Source organism: Ruegeria sp. C12 (assembly GCF_056537745.1).
The window spans coordinates 328,752-344,636 of the sequence record NZ_JBQFSA010000002.1 but is presented as its reverse complement, the minus strand read 5'-3'; the positions used below and the strand labels follow the sequence as shown (position 1 = coordinate 344,636).

At 61.1% G+C, this 15,885-nt stretch carries 12 protein-coding genes; 6 read left to right on the top strand and 6 right to left on the bottom strand.

What is annotated here, in order from left to right; genetic code table 11:
* Nucleotides 1-2 precede the first annotated feature (2 nt).
* From trkA to hflX, 4 genes are all read left to right on the top strand, one after another.
* Nucleotides 3-1,379, top strand: coding sequence for a Trk system potassium transporter TrkA (trkA, locus tag ACR0C9_RS06865; RefSeq protein WP_170450259.1), 1,377 nt, complete (start codon nt 3-5; stop codon nt 1,377-1,379).
* Nucleotides 1,379-2,917: a TrkH family potassium uptake protein gene (locus ACR0C9_RS06860; RefSeq protein WP_480780656.1), complete on the top strand. Its 1,539-nt coding sequence runs from the start codon at nt 1,379-1,381 to the stop codon at nt 2,915-2,917. Before trkA ends, ACR0C9_RS06860 begins: the two co-directional genes overlap by 1 nt.
* A gap of 130 nt (nt 2,918-3,047) precedes the next feature.
* Nucleotides 3,048-3,287 carry an RNA chaperone Hfq gene (hfq, locus tag ACR0C9_RS06855; RefSeq protein WP_010440340.1) on the top strand — a complete coding sequence of 80 codons (240 nt, stop codon included), beginning with the start codon at nt 3,048-3,050 and terminating at the stop codon, nt 3,285-3,287.
* A complete protein-coding gene (gene hflX / locus ACR0C9_RS06850; protein ID WP_480780655.1) occupies nt 3,287-4,558 on the top strand; it encodes a GTPase HflX in 1,272 nt (423 codons plus the stop codon). The genes hfq and hflX overlap by 1 nt, the downstream gene beginning before the upstream one ends.
* A 3-nt stretch (nt 4,559-4,561) precedes the next feature.
* On the opposite strand, the gene ACR0C9_RS06845 is transcribed toward hflX, so the two are convergent.
* The 4 genes from ACR0C9_RS06845 to hemB all read right to left on the bottom strand — a co-directional run bounded on the left by ACR0C9_RS06845 (nt 4,562) and on the right by hemB (nt 9,407).
* Entirely contained in the window at nt 4,562-4,957 is a 396-nt protein-coding gene (locus ACR0C9_RS06845) for a nuclear transport factor 2 family protein (RefSeq protein WP_170450264.1), read from the bottom strand.
* Between the two features lie 107 nt (nt 4,958-5,064).
* On the bottom strand, nt 5,065-7,527 hold the full coding sequence (locus ACR0C9_RS06840; RefSeq protein WP_480780654.1) for a penicillin acylase family protein: 2,463 nt from the start codon (nt 7,525-7,527) through the stop codon (nt 5,065-5,067).
* A 165-nt stretch (nt 7,528-7,692) separates the two neighbouring features.
* Nucleotides 7,693-8,265, bottom strand: coding sequence for a YSC84-related protein (locus tag ACR0C9_RS06835; protein ID WP_170450268.1), 573 nt, complete (start codon nt 8,263-8,265; stop codon nt 7,693-7,695).
* Nucleotides 8,266-8,408: 143 nt separating this feature from the next.
* Complete coding sequence (gene hemB, locus ACR0C9_RS06830; RefSeq protein WP_480780653.1) at nt 8,409-9,407, bottom strand: porphobilinogen synthase; 999 nt, start codon at nt 9,405-9,407, stop codon at nt 8,409-8,411.
* A 119-nt stretch (nt 9,408-9,526) separates the two neighbouring features.
* On the opposite strand from hemB, the gene ACR0C9_RS06825 reads away from it, so the two are divergent.
* Together ACR0C9_RS06825 and mfd are read left to right on the top strand one after the other, a co-directional pair.
* Nucleotides 9,527-10,051 carry a component of SufBCD complex gene (locus tag ACR0C9_RS06825; protein ID WP_170453021.1) on the top strand — a complete coding sequence of 175 codons (525 nt, stop codon included), beginning with the start codon at nt 9,527-9,529 and terminating at the stop codon, nt 10,049-10,051.
* Between the two features lie 21 nt (nt 10,052-10,072).
* Nucleotides 10,073-13,528 carry a transcription-repair coupling factor gene (mfd, locus tag ACR0C9_RS06820; RefSeq protein ID WP_480780652.1) on the top strand — a complete coding sequence of 1,152 codons (3,456 nt, stop codon included), beginning with the start codon at nt 10,073-10,075 and terminating at the stop codon, nt 13,526-13,528.
* On the opposite strand, the gene ACR0C9_RS06815 is transcribed toward mfd, so the two are convergent.
* Nucleotides 13,525-14,202, bottom strand: coding sequence for an SH3 domain-containing protein (locus tag ACR0C9_RS06815; RefSeq protein WP_170450274.1), 678 nt, complete (start codon nt 14,200-14,202; stop codon nt 13,525-13,527). The two genes, mfd and ACR0C9_RS06815, sit on opposite strands and share 4 nt — an antisense overlap.
* Nucleotides 14,199-15,863 carry a hypothetical protein gene (locus tag ACR0C9_RS06810; protein WP_480780651.1) on the bottom strand — a complete coding sequence of 555 codons (1,665 nt, stop codon included), beginning with the start codon at nt 15,861-15,863 and terminating at the stop codon, nt 14,199-14,201. Before ACR0C9_RS06810 ends, ACR0C9_RS06815 begins: the two co-directional genes overlap by 4 nt.
* Nucleotides 15,864-15,885: the final 22 nt, after the last annotated feature.

The window sequence follows — 15,885 nt, the reverse complement described above, 5'->3', positions numbered from 1 at the left end:
ACATGAAGGTCATCATTTGCGGTGCGGGTCAGGTTGGTTGGCAGATTGCACGGCACCTTTCGGGCGAGCTTAACGACGTCACCGTGGTGGACAACAACCCTGACCTTGTGCGCCGCGCGACCGAAACGCTGGACGTGCAGGGCATCGCAGGCTTTGCCAGCTATCCGGATGTTCTGGATCGGGCCGGGGCGCGGGACGCGGATATGATCATCGCCGCGACCCACTCGGACGAGGTGAATATGGTCACCTGTCAGATGGCGCATTCGGTGTTCTCGATCCAGCGTAAGATCGCGCGTTTGCGGTCGAAATCCTATTTGCAGGCGATCCATTCCGACCTGTTCCGCCGCGATCACCTGCCTATTGACGTGGTCATCAGCCCTGAACGTGAGGTTGCCGCCGCCGCCATGCGCCGATTGTCGGCCCCGTCCGCCTTTGACACCGAATTGTTCATGGATGGTAAGGCGCAGCTTCTGGGCATTCGGGTGGATGAGGATTGCCCCATCGTGAACACCCCGCTGCGCCAGTTGACCGACCTGTTTTCGACCCTCAGCTCGATTGTTGTCGGGGTCCGGCGCGAGGGCACCTTGTTTGCTCCTGAATCCGAGGACCAACTGTTTGTGGGCGACGAATGCTATGTCTTCACAAGCGTAAATGACGTCGACCGCACGATGGAGGTGTTCGGCAAGTCGCAAAAACGACAGGACCGTGTGGTGCTTGTGGGCGGCGGCAATGTTGGCCTTGAGGTTGCCCGCACTCTGGAAGAACGCGAGGGCCGAGTCAGGGCGAAGATTATCGAGCGGGATCGCCAATGCGCCGAAAAAGCCGCCGAAGCGCTAGAGCGGACGATTGTATTGCATGGCGACGGCTTGGATTCCGCGTTGCTGAGTGAGGCAGGCATTGACCGCGCCGATGCGATGCTGGCGGTTACGGATGATGATCGTACCAACATGCTGGCCGCCGTGCGGGCCAAGGCCGAAGGCTGCGCGTTAGCGATTGCCTTGATCAACGACCCCAGCATGGTCGCTCTGATGGGCCCGCTGGGCATTGACGCCTATATCAACCCGCGCGCCACGACGGTCAGTTCGATCCTGCGTCATATCCGCCATGGACGCGTGCGGCAGGTCTATTCGATTGGCGATGCCGAGGCCGAGGTGATTGAGGCCGAGGTTCTGTCAACCTCGCCCATGGCCGGTCAAAGACTGCGTGATATCGACTTTCCCGAAGGTGTTTTGGTGGGGGCCGTCCGCAAAGGGGATGATGTATTGCGCCCCACGGGCAGCCTGCGGATCGACGAAAAGGACGTTGTTGCGATCTTTGCCATGGCCAAGGACGTGCCCGAGGTTGAGCGGCTGATGCAGGTCTCGATCGATTTCTTCTGATGGCACGCGTGAAACCACAACAGGTTGGGCTATTGCGGCGGTTGCCGCTGTTTTTGCTGATCTGGGGATGCGTTTCGATCTCGATGTGGGTGCCGGCGGTCTTTGCGCTGGTGCTGGATGACCACGATACCTCGCGCGCCTTTCTGTATTCGGGTCTTTTGGGGCTGTTTCTGGTGGCGACCATTTCCCTTGCATCCTCAAACCGGGTGCCGCGGCGGGGCACTTTGGGACAGCTGGCGGTGCTGTTGGGGTGTTTCACGGTCCTGCCGCTCTTTCTGGCCATCCCGTTTCACGAGGCGCTTGGCAACACCACGTTTCTGAACGCCTATTTCGACATGGTCAGCGCCCTGACCACAACAGGTGCGGATCTGTTTCCCAACCCTGATCGACTGAGCGCGCCGCTGCATTTGTGGCGGGCGATGGTGGGCTGGATGGGCGGTCTGCTGATGTGGATTTCAGCGGCGGCGATCCTGGCCCCCCTGTCGCTGGGCGGGTTCGAAGTGACCGCGAAGGGCCAGCCGGGGCGCCCCGTCTCGGGCGTGGCACAAAGTGAGACGGTTGACCCACGCGGCCGCCTGATCCGGGTGACACGCACGCTGACCCCGGTCTATGCCGGTTTGACGGCCGTGATCTGTATCCTGCTGTTGATCGCCGGAGAGCAAGGCCTGACCGCCATCTGTCACGCGATGTCGGTCATGGCGACCTCGGGCATTTCGCCGGTCGGCGGGCTTGAGGGGGCACAGGCCGGGATCACCGGTGAGGCAATTCTGCTTCTGTTCCTGTTCTTTGCATTGTCCCGCCTGACATTTTCGGCGGATACGGCAACAAGCGGGTTTTCTCGGCTGGACAAAGACCCCGAGTTTCGCATCGGTCTGTTGATCGTACTAGCGGTTGCCGCTTTGCTGTTTTTTCGCGTTTGGGCCGGGGTCAATGAGATTGGCGGCCAGCTTCAACCTGTCCAGGCACTGCACGTCATCTGGGGAATGCTGTTCACCGGTTTGTCCTTTCTGACGACCGCCGGGTTTGAAAGCGCCAACTGGAACGATGCGCAACAGCTTTCGGGGCTGGGGACACCGGGTCTGATTCTGATGGGCCTTGCGCTGGTCGGCGGTGGCGTGGCCACCACGGCAGGCGGCGTGAAACTGTTGCGGGTCTTCGCGTTGTACCTGAACGGCGCGCGCGAGATTGACCGCCTGATCCACCCGTCCTCGGTCAGCGGGGCCGATGGCGGCAATCGGCGCATCCAGAGCGATGGCGCGTTCATCGCGTGGATCTTTCTGATGCTGTTTGCCCTGACGCTGGCGGTGTTCAACCTGCTACTGGCCATGATGGGGTCGGGGTTCGAACAGGCGATGGTCCTTAGCGTTGCCGCGCTAAGCACGACCGGCCCGCTGATCGAACTGGCCACGGATGTCCCGATCCGGCTGATCGATCTGTCGGGTGGGGCCAAACTGACGCTGTGCGCCGCGATGGTGATTGGACGTCTTGAAACGCTGGCAATCATCGCCCTGATCACCCCGTCGCTGTGGCGCGATTAGGCCAAAGTTCCGTTACGGCATTACTGCCTTATTTTTCATCTGGAATATCTGGGCGCAGCACTCCATACTCTGCCAGAGGGAGCGCGTTGGTCCGCAGCGCGTAGCAAGAACAACGGCGAGATAACAAAATATGGCTTCGGACAGACAGAATCTTCAGGACGCGTTCCTGAACAATGTACGGAAAGCAAAAGTCCCGGTCACGATTTTCCTGATCAATGGTGTAAAATTGCAGGGTGTGATCACCTGGTTCGACAATTTCTGCGTGCTACTGCGCCGCGACGGACAGTCGCAACTGGTCTACAAACACGCGATTTCGACGATCATGCCATCGCAGCCGATCAGCCTGTATGAGGGCGAAGACGCCTCTTGATGGAACATGAACGGAGGCGCACCCGGGCCTGGGTGCTGCATCCTGAAATCAAGTCAGATGAACAGCGCCGTGTCCCCGAACCGGCGCTGGAAGAAGCGGTGGCACTGGCTGCCGCATTGCCCGATCTGGATGTGGTCGGGTCCGAGATCGTGCGCCTGCAACGCGCCCAGCCCGGATTGCTGTTCGGCAGCGGCAAGATCGAGGAGCTGGCCGAACGGCTGCATGACGCCGAGGTCGAGCTGGTGCTGATCGACGGTCCGGTGACCCCGGTCCAGCAGCGCAACCTGGAAAAGGCGTGGAAGGTCAAAATCCTCGACCGGACCGGATTGATTCTGGAGATTTTCAGTGATCGTGCTCGCACCCGAGAAGGTGTGTTGCAGGTCGAAATGGCAGCGCTCAGCTATCAGCGGACGCGGCTGGTGCGGGCCTGGACCCACCTGGAACGTCAGCGCGGCGGATTGGGCTTTGTCGGTGGTCCGGGTGAAACGCAGATCGAGGCCGACCGACGCGCGATTGATGAACAACTGGTCCGTCTGCGGCGTCAGTTGCACAAGGTGGTCAAGACGCGCACGCTGCACCGTGCGGCGCGGGCCAAGGTGCCGTATCCGATTGTGGCGCTTGTGGGTTACACCAACGCAGGCAAATCCACGCTGTTCAACCGCTTGACCGGGGCCGAAGTCATGGCCAAGGACATGCTGTTTGCCACGCTGGACCCAACCATGCGCCGCGTTGTTCTGCCTGATGGCCCCGAGGTGATCCTGTCGGACACGGTGGGCTTTATCTCGAACCTGCCCACCGAACTGGTCGCTGCCTTCCGCGCCACGCTGGAAGAGGTGCTGGGCGCCGATCTGATCGTGCATGTGCGCGACATCAGCCATGAGGAATCGCAGGCGCAGGCCGAGGATGTGCAGGCCATTCTGACCTCATTGGGGGTCGATGATGAACGCCCGATGTTGGAGGTCTGGAACAAAACCGACCTGCTGGACCTTGATGAACGCGAGGCGACACTGGCCCGCGCGGATCGGGATCCTGCGATCTTTGCGATCTCGGCCGTGACGGGGGATGGGATTGACCCGCTGCTGGCGGAAATCGCCACGAAACTGCAGGGCGTCCGCCATCAGGTCACTCTGTCCCTTGGGTTTTCCGAGGGCAACAAACGCGCCTGGCTGTTCCGGCAGGATGTGGTCCGATCCGAAGAACAGACCGAGGATGGTTTCGCAATCACCGTACTTTGGACCGACAAACAGGCGGCTCAGTTCGCCGGGCTGTAAGGCTCAGTCGCGACCGACCTGCCTTTGATACTCGGCCAGGTCAAACCACCAGGATGAGGATCGCACCTTGTGGTTGGTGTCTAACTCCCATTCCTCCCACCCGCGGGTCACGACCGGGTTGCCGGTTTGCGCGTGGTTGCCCTCCAGCGTCCAGACGAACAGGGCGTGGGTTCCGGCCCATCGCAGCATATCGCAGCGCAGGTCCAGATCGGGGAGTTCCGCGTACAGATCGCGCGCCATCGCGGCTATTGCCTCGCGGCCTTCCAGCGGCGTGCCGCCGTTGATGGTCATCTGACAGTCCGGCGCAAAATAGCTGGCGACAGCATCGGCATCACCGGAACTCCAGGCAATGGCGTAGTCGCGCGCAAGATTGTTCAGGACGTCCCGAATACTGGCCATGATCGCCCCCTTGGTCCCACATAGTCGGTAGGGGGATGGTAGGCGAAACCGGGCAGGGGTGCCACGGTGCCTTGCATTATAGGGCGGGGACTCGCCGACCGGGCGGATTATCGCGGAATCAGAGTGGTCACACCGACGGCGGCGGCACGCGCCAGATCGATGTCGAGTGACATGGGGATATATTCTCCGCGCCGCCACAGTTGGGCCTGATCGTCATAGTAGCGCGACAGGAAATGCCCTGACTGACCGGTGGCCGTGATAAAGACCGAGCTGTCGGGGTCAGCGAAATCATAAACGCCGCGATAACCCGCGCCGTGGACATTCTGGAACGGATCCGGCCCTTCGCCCGAGGTGCGCCCGCGCAGCAGCGTGTTGTCACCGCCGCTGGTCGATTGCCGGATGTTCACGAAATAGCGCAGGACCGGGACCTGTCCCAGAACCGGATGATCATGCGTGGCCTGATGCGCGTCGCCCCAACGCAGCGATTCCAGGGCCGAGCCGTAATTCTCGGAGATCCAGATCAGCGCGTCATCCAGCGCCAGCCGGGCCATGTCGGTGCAGGTTTCCACCGGCGCGCTTTGGCGGACGTCGCACCAGACCGAGGCACCATCGATGTCGCGATAAACCCGTTCGATGAACAAGGGTTCCACATGCTTGAACTCGCTGGCCAGCGGGCCAAGTTCATCCGCGATCAGGCGGATCTGCAACGCGCGCAGCCAGGCGGCGTAGATCAGGGGTTCGGGCAGATGCTCGTTCATCTCGCCGTTCCATTCTGCCAGCAGAGACAAGGCGATCTCGCGTTGGCGCTCGGGTGTGCCTTCGGGGGCTGACGCGCCGGTAAACCACAGATCAGCCCCGATCAGCGGCAGCAGCGACCGGGCGGTGAAGCTGACAGTGTCAAGCTGCGCCTCGATAAAGCTGTCGCGGGTGTGGACCTCTCGCGATTGCATCAGGCGTTCCCAGCGATGAACGCGCTGGGTGTCGCCCCATTCGTACGAGACATGGTTGGGAAAGGGGCGGTCGATGATCTTGTTGTTGGTGTTGCCTAGCAGGCCGCCTATGGGGGCCACGAATTCGGGGTTGTTGGCATAAGGCAGGCGGCCCTGCCAGCGGTTGGCGTCAATCCAGCCGGGAGTCGGGATACGGCCCTTGCTCTGGTTTCGCAGGTTGCGTTGCGGCATGGCGCCGATCAGTTTCATGCCGATCGTGTCCCCATCGACCAGTGAAAGGTTTTGCGACGGAGCGATAAATTTCTCTCCAACCTCAAGAGCTTCCCGCACGGTGTTCACGTTCATCAAACCCATCGACGCGCTCATCGACGTGTCGTTCGGGCTGAGCGCGGTCCAGGACAGGGAAACCACATGACCGGGTGGCGTGATCGTTTCCAGATCGTAATGGCTGCCGGGCAGAACCGGACCATTCTCGGTCCAGCGCAGGGTCAGGGTAATGGGGGCTTCATCCTTGATCTCGATGATCGAGGGGCGGGTGCGGAATTCCTTGTAGCCGTCTGGGGTCAGGTATTCTTCGGGATTGTCGGGGTTCAACTGCTCGATATGCAGGTCCTGGTCGTCCAGATACGAGGATGTCAGGCCCCAGCCCAACCGGTCGCTGCGTCCGCTCATGACGGCAGGAATGCCGGGTATTGTCGCGCCGATCACGCCGCCATTGGCCAGCCCGAGATGCGCCAGATACCACACACCGGGCGCAGTGAAGCCCAGATGCGGGTCATTGGCCAATAGCGTTCCACCACTGGCAGATCGGGTGGGTGCTGCGGCCCACGCGTTCGACGCGCCCGCAAGCCCGCGTTTGGGGAACGGCGACAGGGGCGTGTCCGGCATGTCTGTTCCGGCTGCATAGCGGGGCAGGCCGGGGAACAGCGCGGCATATTCCGGCAGGGCGGCGATGCCGGGGCCGGGGACGTCTGGCAGAATGTCCGAAAGGCGCGCAGGGTCGTTCAGCATCAGGGACGTGCGCGCGCGCAGAACCTCATCCTGCAAATGGCCCGACAATTGCAGCCCCATCAGCTTGATCACCGCAAGGCTGTCCCCCGGTTGCCAGGGCGACACGGGGGCGTTGAACAGAAACATTTCGGGCGCGCCACGGCCCAAAGCCTCTTCGTTGATCTGTGTCAGGCGGGCGTTGACGCCAGCGGCATAAGCCCGCAGCGCGGCTTTTGTGTAATCGTCCTGCGCGTCAACCGACCGATGGGCCAGACCATAGAGGTCGAGCCGGCGCAACAGCTTATCGATGGGCACCGTCCGAGCGCCAAAAACCTCGGACAGACGACCCTGCGCAGTGCGGCGCATGACGGTCATCTGCCACAGGCGATCCTGTGCATGGGCATAGCCCAGACCGTAGAACACATCCGGGTCGGTTTCGCCAATGATATGCGGGACGTTTGCAGTGTCGCGAATGATTTCAACCGGGGCGGTTAACCCTTGAACCTCAAGGGTTTGATCGTATTCGGGCAGGGACTGGCTGGCCAGAAAATAGACCAGCCCGATCGCGGCAAGCACCAACAGGATCAGACCCGAGGCGATACGCACCAGCCAGCGAAAAACAAGACCCATAAATGCCCCTCAATCCCGTTCGATTATCGTTTGCGCAAAGACTAATGGATGGGGCCAGCAACCGAAAGAGGAACGCGGCAGGAACCTGCCCTGACGTACCGAAAATAAATGCCCCGCCGCACCGGAATGCGACGGGGCTTGCCAGAGGGGTGTGGTGTTCGAAACTTACGGAATGATCCGGGTGTATTTGGTGCCTTCGACCGTGGCACCGATCTGCAGGCCCGCTTGTCCGAAGACAGCGGCCAGAACCGGTGTGCGCAGTGTGGTTGTGTCAGTCGACAATGAATCGCCCTGATCGCTGACCACGTAGCCGATGTCAGCCCCGGCGGTCCAACCGCTGGAGCGGCGGAAATCGTTCAGTGCGTCCTCGGTCATGAAGAACAAGACGTGTGCGTATTGCTGTGCGCCGATCTGAAGGCCCGCGCTGCCTTTGACGGCCGAGTAATAATCGACCGTTGCACCGTTGATCTGCAACGCGCCGCGCCCGTAGCCGCCACCAAAGACAAACCCGGCTTCGGTGATCAGGGGCATGACCAGCAAGCCATTGGCCTTGTTAGCAATTTCAACCGTGTTTGGATAGCGGCTGTACATCTCCGTCAGCGTTGCGGCGACGCGCGCATCAATCGTGGCTGCGTTCGAATTGCCAACGCCGTTGCCGCATGCGGCGGTCAAGGTCAGCCCAGCCATGCCAAAAGCAAAGCCACGACGGCTCAGTCGGGGGGATTGGGAACTGCTCATATGTCCTGTCTCTTGTAAATGTGCCTGATATGTCGGGTGATCCCGATCTTATGTGCAAGAATACGCCGATTGCCCGTGTATGTCACGGGAAAGCTTTGCGCGCCTGCGTATCAATAGGCGAAATATCGCGACAATCCGGGGTTTTAGCCCTGCAGCATCTCTGCAACCTTGGGGGCGAAATAGGTCAGGATACCGTCGCACCCGGCGCGTTTGAAGGCCAGCAAGCTTTCCAGCATGACCTTGTCGCCATCGATCCAGCCGGTCTGCGCCGCCGCCTGAACCATCGCGTATTCGCCCGACACCTGATAGGCATAGGTCGGCGCGCCAAACGTGTCTTTCACCCGGCGGCAGATGTCCAGGTAGGGCATGCCGGGTTTGATCATCACCATGTCCGCGCCCTCGGTCAGGTCGCGTTCTATCAGGCGCAGGGCTTCGTTCGAGTTCGCGGGGTCCATCTGATAGGTTTTCTTGTCACCAGTCAGCGCGCCCGAGGCTCCAACCGCATCGCGGAACGGACCATAAAAGGCGCTGGCGTATTTGGCGGCGTAGCTGAGGATCATCACGTTATAGTGCCCTGCGCCTTCCAGCGCCGAACGCATCGCCCCGATGCGGCCATCCATCATGTCCGACGGGCCAATGATGTCCGCGCCGGCCTCGGCCTGAGCAAGGGTCATCTTGACCAAGGCTTCAACGGTCCGGTCATTCACGATCTCGCCATCGACCACATAGCCGTCATGGCCGTTGATATTGTAAGGGTCCAGCGCCACGTCGGTCATGATCGCGATCTCTGGCGCAGCCGCCTTGATCGCGCGGATTGCGCGGTTCGACAGGTTATCGGGGTTCCAGGCTTCGGCGCAGTCTTCCGTTTTCAGTGCCGGATCGGTGTAAGGAAAGATGCAAATCGCCGGGATTCCAAGGGCCTGAGCCTCAACCGCTGCCTTGGCAATCAGATCGACCGAGCGGCGCATGACGCCGGGCATCGAAGGCACCGGTTCTTCCACACCTTCGCCGTCGCGCACGAAAACCGGCCAGATCAGATCATCCGTGGTCAGCGTATTCTCACGCACCAGCCCCCGGATGGCCTCGGACTGCCGGGCCCGGCGAAAGCGGGTCATGGGGTAGGGGGCGATGGTCGGTTTCATGGCGCGTGCTCCTTGAACATTGCCGCATTGGGTGGCATGAATTCGCCTAGGGCTCAAGGGTACCAATGGACGCGCCGCTGCGATAGAACCCCCTGAGGATTTTGAATAAAGGGCTGGGTTTGGACTGGTACACCTCGATCTTCGAACTCATCGACATGCGCAGCTTTTCGAATCTGTGGTTCTGGATCGTTCTGGCGGTGATGTGGTCCTCGGCCAGCCATTGGGTGATGGGTGTGCCTTACGATCTGGTCGTGCGGGCGCGACGGATCGGCGGACAGGTCGAGCTTGATCTGCTGGACATAGTGCGGATCAATTCCAACCGTTTGCTGTATCTGGTGGAAGTATCGGGCGCAGTCCTTCTGGCACTGGCCTGTTTTGTATTCACCGGATTGGCAACGCTTGGGTTTTATTACGGGGTCGAGTTTGCGCAGGCCCTGTTTTTGCTGATGTTCCCGATGACCATCGTCACGGTTCTGAATGTCGTCTACGCCCGTCGCTTGCGGCAACATGAACTGACGCTGGAAAGGGTGGCAAAAGCCTTGTCTCGGTGTCGGCTTTATACCCAAATCATCGGCATGATCTCGATACTGGTCACTTCCCTCTGGGGCATGTATCAGAACCTCTCGATTGGCGTTCTGGGATAGCGAAATCTGAAAGGCAAGGCGATGAAGGCTCCGAACCACGTGACAGTCGGCGGCGCCCCGGAAGGGTTTGACGCGCAGCTTGTCCTGAACGAGATCGCGCGTTCGGGTGGGCCGGTCTGCCACGTCGCGCGGGATGATAAGCGGATGGAGGCGATGCGCGCCGCATTGGCCTTCTTTGCCCCGGACATGCCGGTCTTTGTGTTTCCCGGCTGGGATTGCCTTCCTTACGACCGGGTGTCGCCCAATGCCGATATCGCCGCGGCGCGAGTGGCGACATTGGCGGCTTTGGTGCACCAGATGCCCGAGCGGTTCGTGCTGCTGACCACGCTAAACGCCGCGACCCAGCGGGTGCCGGCGCGCGATGTGCTGCGCGAAGCTGCATTCACCGCCCGTGTGAACCATCGCGTGGATGAGGACGCGCTGCGCAAGTTTCTGGTGCGCATGGGGTTCACCCAAAGCCCCACGGTGATGGAGCCGGGCGACTACGCAATCCGGGGTGGCATCATCGACATTTTCCCGCCGGGTGAATCCGGGCCTGTCCGGCTGGACCTGTTCGGTGATGTGCTGGACGGCGCGCGTCGGTTTGATCCAGTGTCCCAACGCACGACCGAGAAGCTGGAGGTGGTTGAACTCGCTCCGGTTTCCGAGGTCATTCTGGACGAGGCTGCGATCACGAGGTTCCGCCAGAACTATCGCATCGAATTCGGCGCTGCCGGAACTGATGATCCGCTGTATGAGGCAGTCAGCGCAGGCCGAAAACACCAAGGTGTGGAACACTGGATACCGTTCTTCCACGAAAAGCTTGAAACGCTGTTCGATTATCTGCCGGATGCGACAATCACCGTTGATGATCAGGTGACACCGGCACGGCTGGCACGTTGGGATACGATTGCCGATCAGTACGAAACCCGTCGTCTGGCGCTGGAAAACCGCTCGCGCATGGATACCGTCTACAAGCCGACGCCGCCCGGATTGCTGTATATGGATGACGCGGCTTGGGAACAGGCCGTGGGCGACCGGCGGGTGATGCAGTTCAGCCCGCTGCCGCAGGCCAGCGGTCCCGGCGTGATCGATGCAGGCGGGCGGATCGGGCGCAACTTTGCGCCCGAACGGCAGCAGGAAAGCATCAGCCTGTTTGGCGCGCTGGCGGGTCACATCACCGACAAGCTGTCCAAACGTCCGGTCCTGATCGCCTCGTATTCCGAGGGCGCGCGCGAACGTCTGACCGGGTTGATCGAGGATGAGGGGCTGGCCGAAGCCATCCCCGTCACCGACGGCACCCGTGTCGGAAAACGGGGGTTACATCTGGCGATCTGGGCGTTGGAACACGGGTTCGAAACCCCCGATCTGACGGTGATCGCCGAGCAGGACGTGCTGGGCGACCGCCTGATCCGCCAGCCCAAGAAACGTCGCAAGGCCGAGAATTTCCTGACCGAGACCCAATCGCTGTCCCCCGGTGATCTGGTGGTTCATGTCGATCACGGCATTGGCCGTTACATGGGCATGGAGGTGGTCACCGCCGCAGGGGCCGCCCATGAATGCCTGCTGCTGGAATATGCTGAACAGTCCAAGCTGTACCTGCCGGTCGAAAACATCGAACTTCTGTCAAAATACGGCCACGATGAAGGGCTGCTGGACCGTCTGGGCGGCGGCGCTTGGCAGGCCAAGAAGGCCAAGCTGAAAGAGCGCATCCGCGAGATGGCGGACAAGCTGATCCGCATCGCGGCTGAACGCGCCTTGCGCAAGGCTCCGGTCATGGACCCGCCCCCTCACGCGTGGGAGGAGTTCAGCGCGCGATTCCCCTATCAGGAAACCGACGACCAGCTGCGCGCGATTTCCGAGGTGATGGAGGACATGCATTCCGGCGCGCCGATGGATCGCCTGATCTGTGGCGATGTGGGTTTCGGCAAGACCGAGGTCGCCATGCGCGCGGCATTTGTCGCCGCCATGTCGGGCGTGCAGGTGGCGGTGGTTGCGCCGACCACCTTGCTGGCCCGTCAGCACGCGGCGTCGTTCAAGGAGCGGTTCCGGGGCTTCCCGCTGGAAGTGCGGCAATTGTCGCGCTTTGTCTCGGCCAAAGAGGCGCAACAGACCCGCGACGGGTTGGCGCGCGGCACGGTGGATATCGTGATCGGCACCCATGCCTTGCTGGCCAAAGGGGTGCGGTTCCAGAATCTCGGCCTGCTGATCATCGACGAAGAACAGCATTTCGGTGTCGGCCACAAGGAACGCCTGAAGCAACTGCGCTCGGACATTCACGTGTTGACGCTGACCGCCACTCCGATCCCCCGGACATTGCAATTGAGCCTGACCGGCGTGCGCGATCTGTCGATCATCGGCACTCCGCCCATCGACCGTCTGGCCATCCGCACCTATGTCAGCGAATTCGACGCAGTCACCATTCGCGAGGCGCTGCTGCGCGAACACTATCGCGGCGGGCAGAGCTTTTACGTCGTTCCCCGCATCTCGGATCTGCCCGAGATCGAAGAATTCCTCAAAGACCAGCTGCCCGAACTGTCTTATGTCGTCGCGCATGGCCAGATGGCGGCGGGTGAGCTCGACGACCGGATGAACGCGTTTTATGACGGCAAATACGACGTGCTGCTGGCGACGACGATTGTCGAAAGCGGGTTGGATATTCCGACTGCGAACACAATGGTTGTGCACCGGGCGGATATGTTCGGTCTGGCGCAGCTCTATCAGATCCGGGGGCGGGTCGGGCGCTCAAAAACCCGCGCCTATGCTTACCTGACCACCAAGCCGCGCCAGAAACTGACCGCGACGGCCGAAAAACGGCTGCGGGTTTTGGGCTCGCTGGACACGCTGGGGGCAGGGTTCACGCTGGCCAGCCAAGACCTCGACATTCGCGGCGCGGGCAACCTGCTGGGCGAGGAACAATCCGGTCAGATGCGCGACGTGGGCTATGAACTCTACCAATCGATGTTGGAAGAGGCGATTGCCAAGATCAAGGCCGGTGAGATGGAGGGGCTGTCGGATGCCGACGACCAGTGGGCCCCGCAGATCAATCTGGGCGTCCCGGTTCTGATCCCCGAGGAGTACGTGCCCGATCTGGACGTGCGTCTTGGCCTCTATCGACGTCTGTCGTCGCTCTCGACCAAGGTCGAGTTGGAAGGCTTTGCCGCGGAACTGATCGACCGCTTCGGTGCTTTGCCGAAAGAGGTGAACACCCTGATGCTGGTGGTGCGCATCAAGGCGATGTGCAAACGGGCGGGGATTGCCAAGCTGGATGGCGGGCCGAAGGGTGCTACGATCCAGTTCCACAATGACAAGTTTGCCTCGCCTCAGGGGCTGGTGGAGTTCATCCAGAACCAGCGCGGCCTTGCCAAGGTCAAGGACAACAAGATCGTCGTGCGCCGCGACTGGAAGAAGGACAGCGACAAGATCAAGGGTGCTTTTGCCATTGCCCGCGATCTGGCGGAAAAGGTTGTGGCCGAGAAGAAAAAGGCGAAAGCCTAATCCCCGGTCACAAAGGTACAAAGCTGCCAGTCGCCCGCGTCGGATTTCACCAGTGCGGCGCGGTAGCCCACCATGGACCACAGGAAATCGCTGTGCATATAGCCGAGTGTGCCATCAGTCAGGCGGACCAGTTGGTATTCGGCGCCGTCCTGATATTCGGGCACCAGAACGACCTCGTGGCTGATGAAGTCCAAAATACCGCCACTGCGCGCTGCGGACCGGCGCAGGGTGACCCGGTCTCCGGTCACGAAATAGGCCAGAAACGGATCCAGCGCGGCGGGCAGAGAGATCTGCCATTGATGCGGCATCCAGAATTCGCCCTGATCATCGAAATAGCCGGGCTGGGACAAAGTGTCTTCCAACGCAGTCCAATAGGCTTCGCGCAGCGCGTCGGCCTGGTGGCGTGTATCCTCGGCCAGCGTTTCGGGCGGTACGGTCAGGCTTTGCCGAAACGCTTCGGGGCCGCTTTCGGTGCCGTGACTGATATAGATATCGGGGCAGGCGGCGGCGATCACGGCCTCGGTATCGCGAGCGGCGACTTTGGCCAGCAGGTTGTCGCGAAACGCCACCAGAGACGGGTCACTGCCCGCCTGATCCACGGGGGTGAAACTTTGGCGATCCGCCCAGACCGGCCCACAGATCAGCGCGGCCAGCGCAAGTTTCAGTGATTTCATTCGGCAGCTCTCATCGCGGCTTGGGCGCAGAAACAGGATGCGCCGACTGCACCGTCGGCTCGTGCCAGCGCAAGGTCAAGCCGTTGTTTGATCTGTTTGATTTCAACCGTCTCGCTGCGCGCTTTCAGGCAATCATGAAGGCCCTTCAGGCTCCAGACATTGTCCGGATGGATCGAGGCGCGGCTGAGGTTTCCGCCCAATCCCAGATCCTTGCGATAGACCGCTTCGGCCTCGGCCACATGGCCTTGTTCGAACAGCAGGGCCCCAAGTGCGTGGCGCGTGGGTTGCATCCAGCCCCACGGCTCATCATAGGGCAAGGTGTCGTCCAACTCGACCGAGCGGCGCAGGTGCGCAAAGGCGATCTCGAAATTGCCTTTGCGGTATTCAATCTCGCCACGCAGCATCTCGGTTGCGACCTCCAGCAGATCGATAACGCGGTTGTTGTGCAGCCGCCGCGCCTCGGGCACGCAGGCTTTGGCGCTGAGGAACAGCTGTTCCTCGGCTTCGGCCTGCGCCACATCGCCGGTTGCGGCATGGGCGATGGCGCGGGCGTAATGGGTGGTTGCCGTCAGCGTGCGGAACAGGTCGGGGTCTTCGGGCAACTCCAGTGCCTTGGCCTCTTCCCAGCGGCCAAAGCGGATCAGGATATGAGGGCCCATCGACATATAGCTTTCGAAGAAATCCGCCATGGGCGGGCTTTCAACGCGCAGCATTGCTTCGGGCGTGGTGTCCCAAAGCCCCTGATTGGCGCGCAGTGCGGGCTCCATCTGGCCCAGAAACAGCGCGCCATAGATGGTGAAGTGATAGTTGTGCTGGCGATAGCCGGTATAGATGTTGAACGCGCCTTCACGTTCGTAATACTTCAGATCGGCGACCGAGGCCTTTTCGTTCCAGTGCACCACATTCTGATAGTGCCCGCAAAGCACATCGATATGGGTCGGCATATGCACAAGATGCCCGGCATCGGGGACCAAAGTACGCAGCACGTCGCCTGCTTTCAGCGCTTTTTCCGGGGTCGGCGACATTTCCATCAGATGAACATACAGATGCAGCAGGCCGGGATGAGACATGGCGGCGGGGTCATTGTCCATCGCCCATTCCAGTGCCTCTTGCGCTTCAAGTGTGGCGGCCCCTTCGGCGGGTTTGCCGGTGCTCAGGTCCCACATTTTCCAAGGGGTCAGGTTCAGCAGGGATTCGACATAGATGGTGCGCAGGTCCAGATGTCCGGGCTGGGCAGCGAAGGCTGCGCGCATGGCGTCGGCAAAGTCGAAATCCCATCGATGCATATCCTCGACCGGATCCCGTTGCGGGTAACGCGCAGGCAGGGCGTTGATCAGCGCCTTTTCGACATCGGTACATGTGTCCGTCAGCGCCAGCGCCTTCTGCGCGGCGTCATAGGCTATGCCAAGGGCCTTTTGCCGCCCCCGGTCATCCTGCAATTCCCATGGCAGGTTGTAGTTCGGACCGGCGGCATAAGCGACGCCCCAATGGGCCATGGCGCAGGCCGGGTCATGCTCAACCGCTTTCTGGAAACAGACCACAGCCTCACCGTGGTTATAGCCATAGGTCCAAGCCAGACCCCGGTCGAACCAAAGCTGGGCCTCGGCCGATGATGTGGTGACGGGGCAGGAATAGGTGCCCAAATCGTAATCATAGCTCATCAAATAACCTCCCCCGGAATGT

What these genes read in the sequence shown, in the direction of transcription:
- mfd (WP_480780652.1), top strand. Translation starts at nt 10,073, where the DNA reads ATGAAGGCTCCGAACCACGTGACAGTCGGCGGCGCCCCGGAAGGGTTT.
- hemB (WP_480780653.1), bottom strand. Translation starts at nt 9,407, where the DNA reads ATGAAACCGACCATCGCCCCCTACCCCATGACCCGCTTTCGCCGGGCC.
- ACR0C9_RS06815 (WP_170450274.1), bottom strand. Translation starts at nt 14,202, where the DNA reads ATGAAATCACTGAAACTTGCGCTGGCCGCGCTGATCTGTGGGCCGGTC.
- trkA (WP_170450259.1), top strand. Translation starts at nt 3, where the DNA reads ATGAAGGTCATCATTTGCGGTGCGGGTCAGGTTGGTTGGCAGATTGCA.
- ACR0C9_RS06835 (WP_170450268.1), bottom strand. Translation starts at nt 8,265, where the DNA reads ATGAGCAGTTCCCAATCCCCCCGACTGAGCCGTCGTGGCTTTGCTTTT.
- ACR0C9_RS06845 (WP_170450264.1), bottom strand. Translation starts at nt 4,957, where the DNA reads ATGGCCAGTATTCGGGACGTCCTGAACAATCTTGCGCGCGACTACGCC.
- ACR0C9_RS06840 (WP_480780654.1), bottom strand. Translation starts at nt 7,527, where the DNA reads ATGGGTCTTGTTTTTCGCTGGCTGGTGCGTATCGCCTCGGGTCTGATC.
- ACR0C9_RS06860 (WP_480780656.1), top strand. Translation starts at nt 1,379, where the DNA reads ATGGCACGCGTGAAACCACAACAGGTTGGGCTATTGCGGCGGTTGCCG.
- hflX (WP_480780655.1), top strand. Translation starts at nt 3,287, where the DNA reads ATGGAACATGAACGGAGGCGCACCCGGGCCTGGGTGCTGCATCCTGAA.
- hfq (WP_010440340.1), top strand. Translation starts at nt 3,048, where the DNA reads ATGGCTTCGGACAGACAGAATCTTCAGGACGCGTTCCTGAACAATGTA.
- ACR0C9_RS06810 (WP_480780651.1), bottom strand. Translation starts at nt 15,863, where the DNA reads ATGAGCTATGATTACGATTTGGGCACCTATTCCTGCCCCGTCACCACA.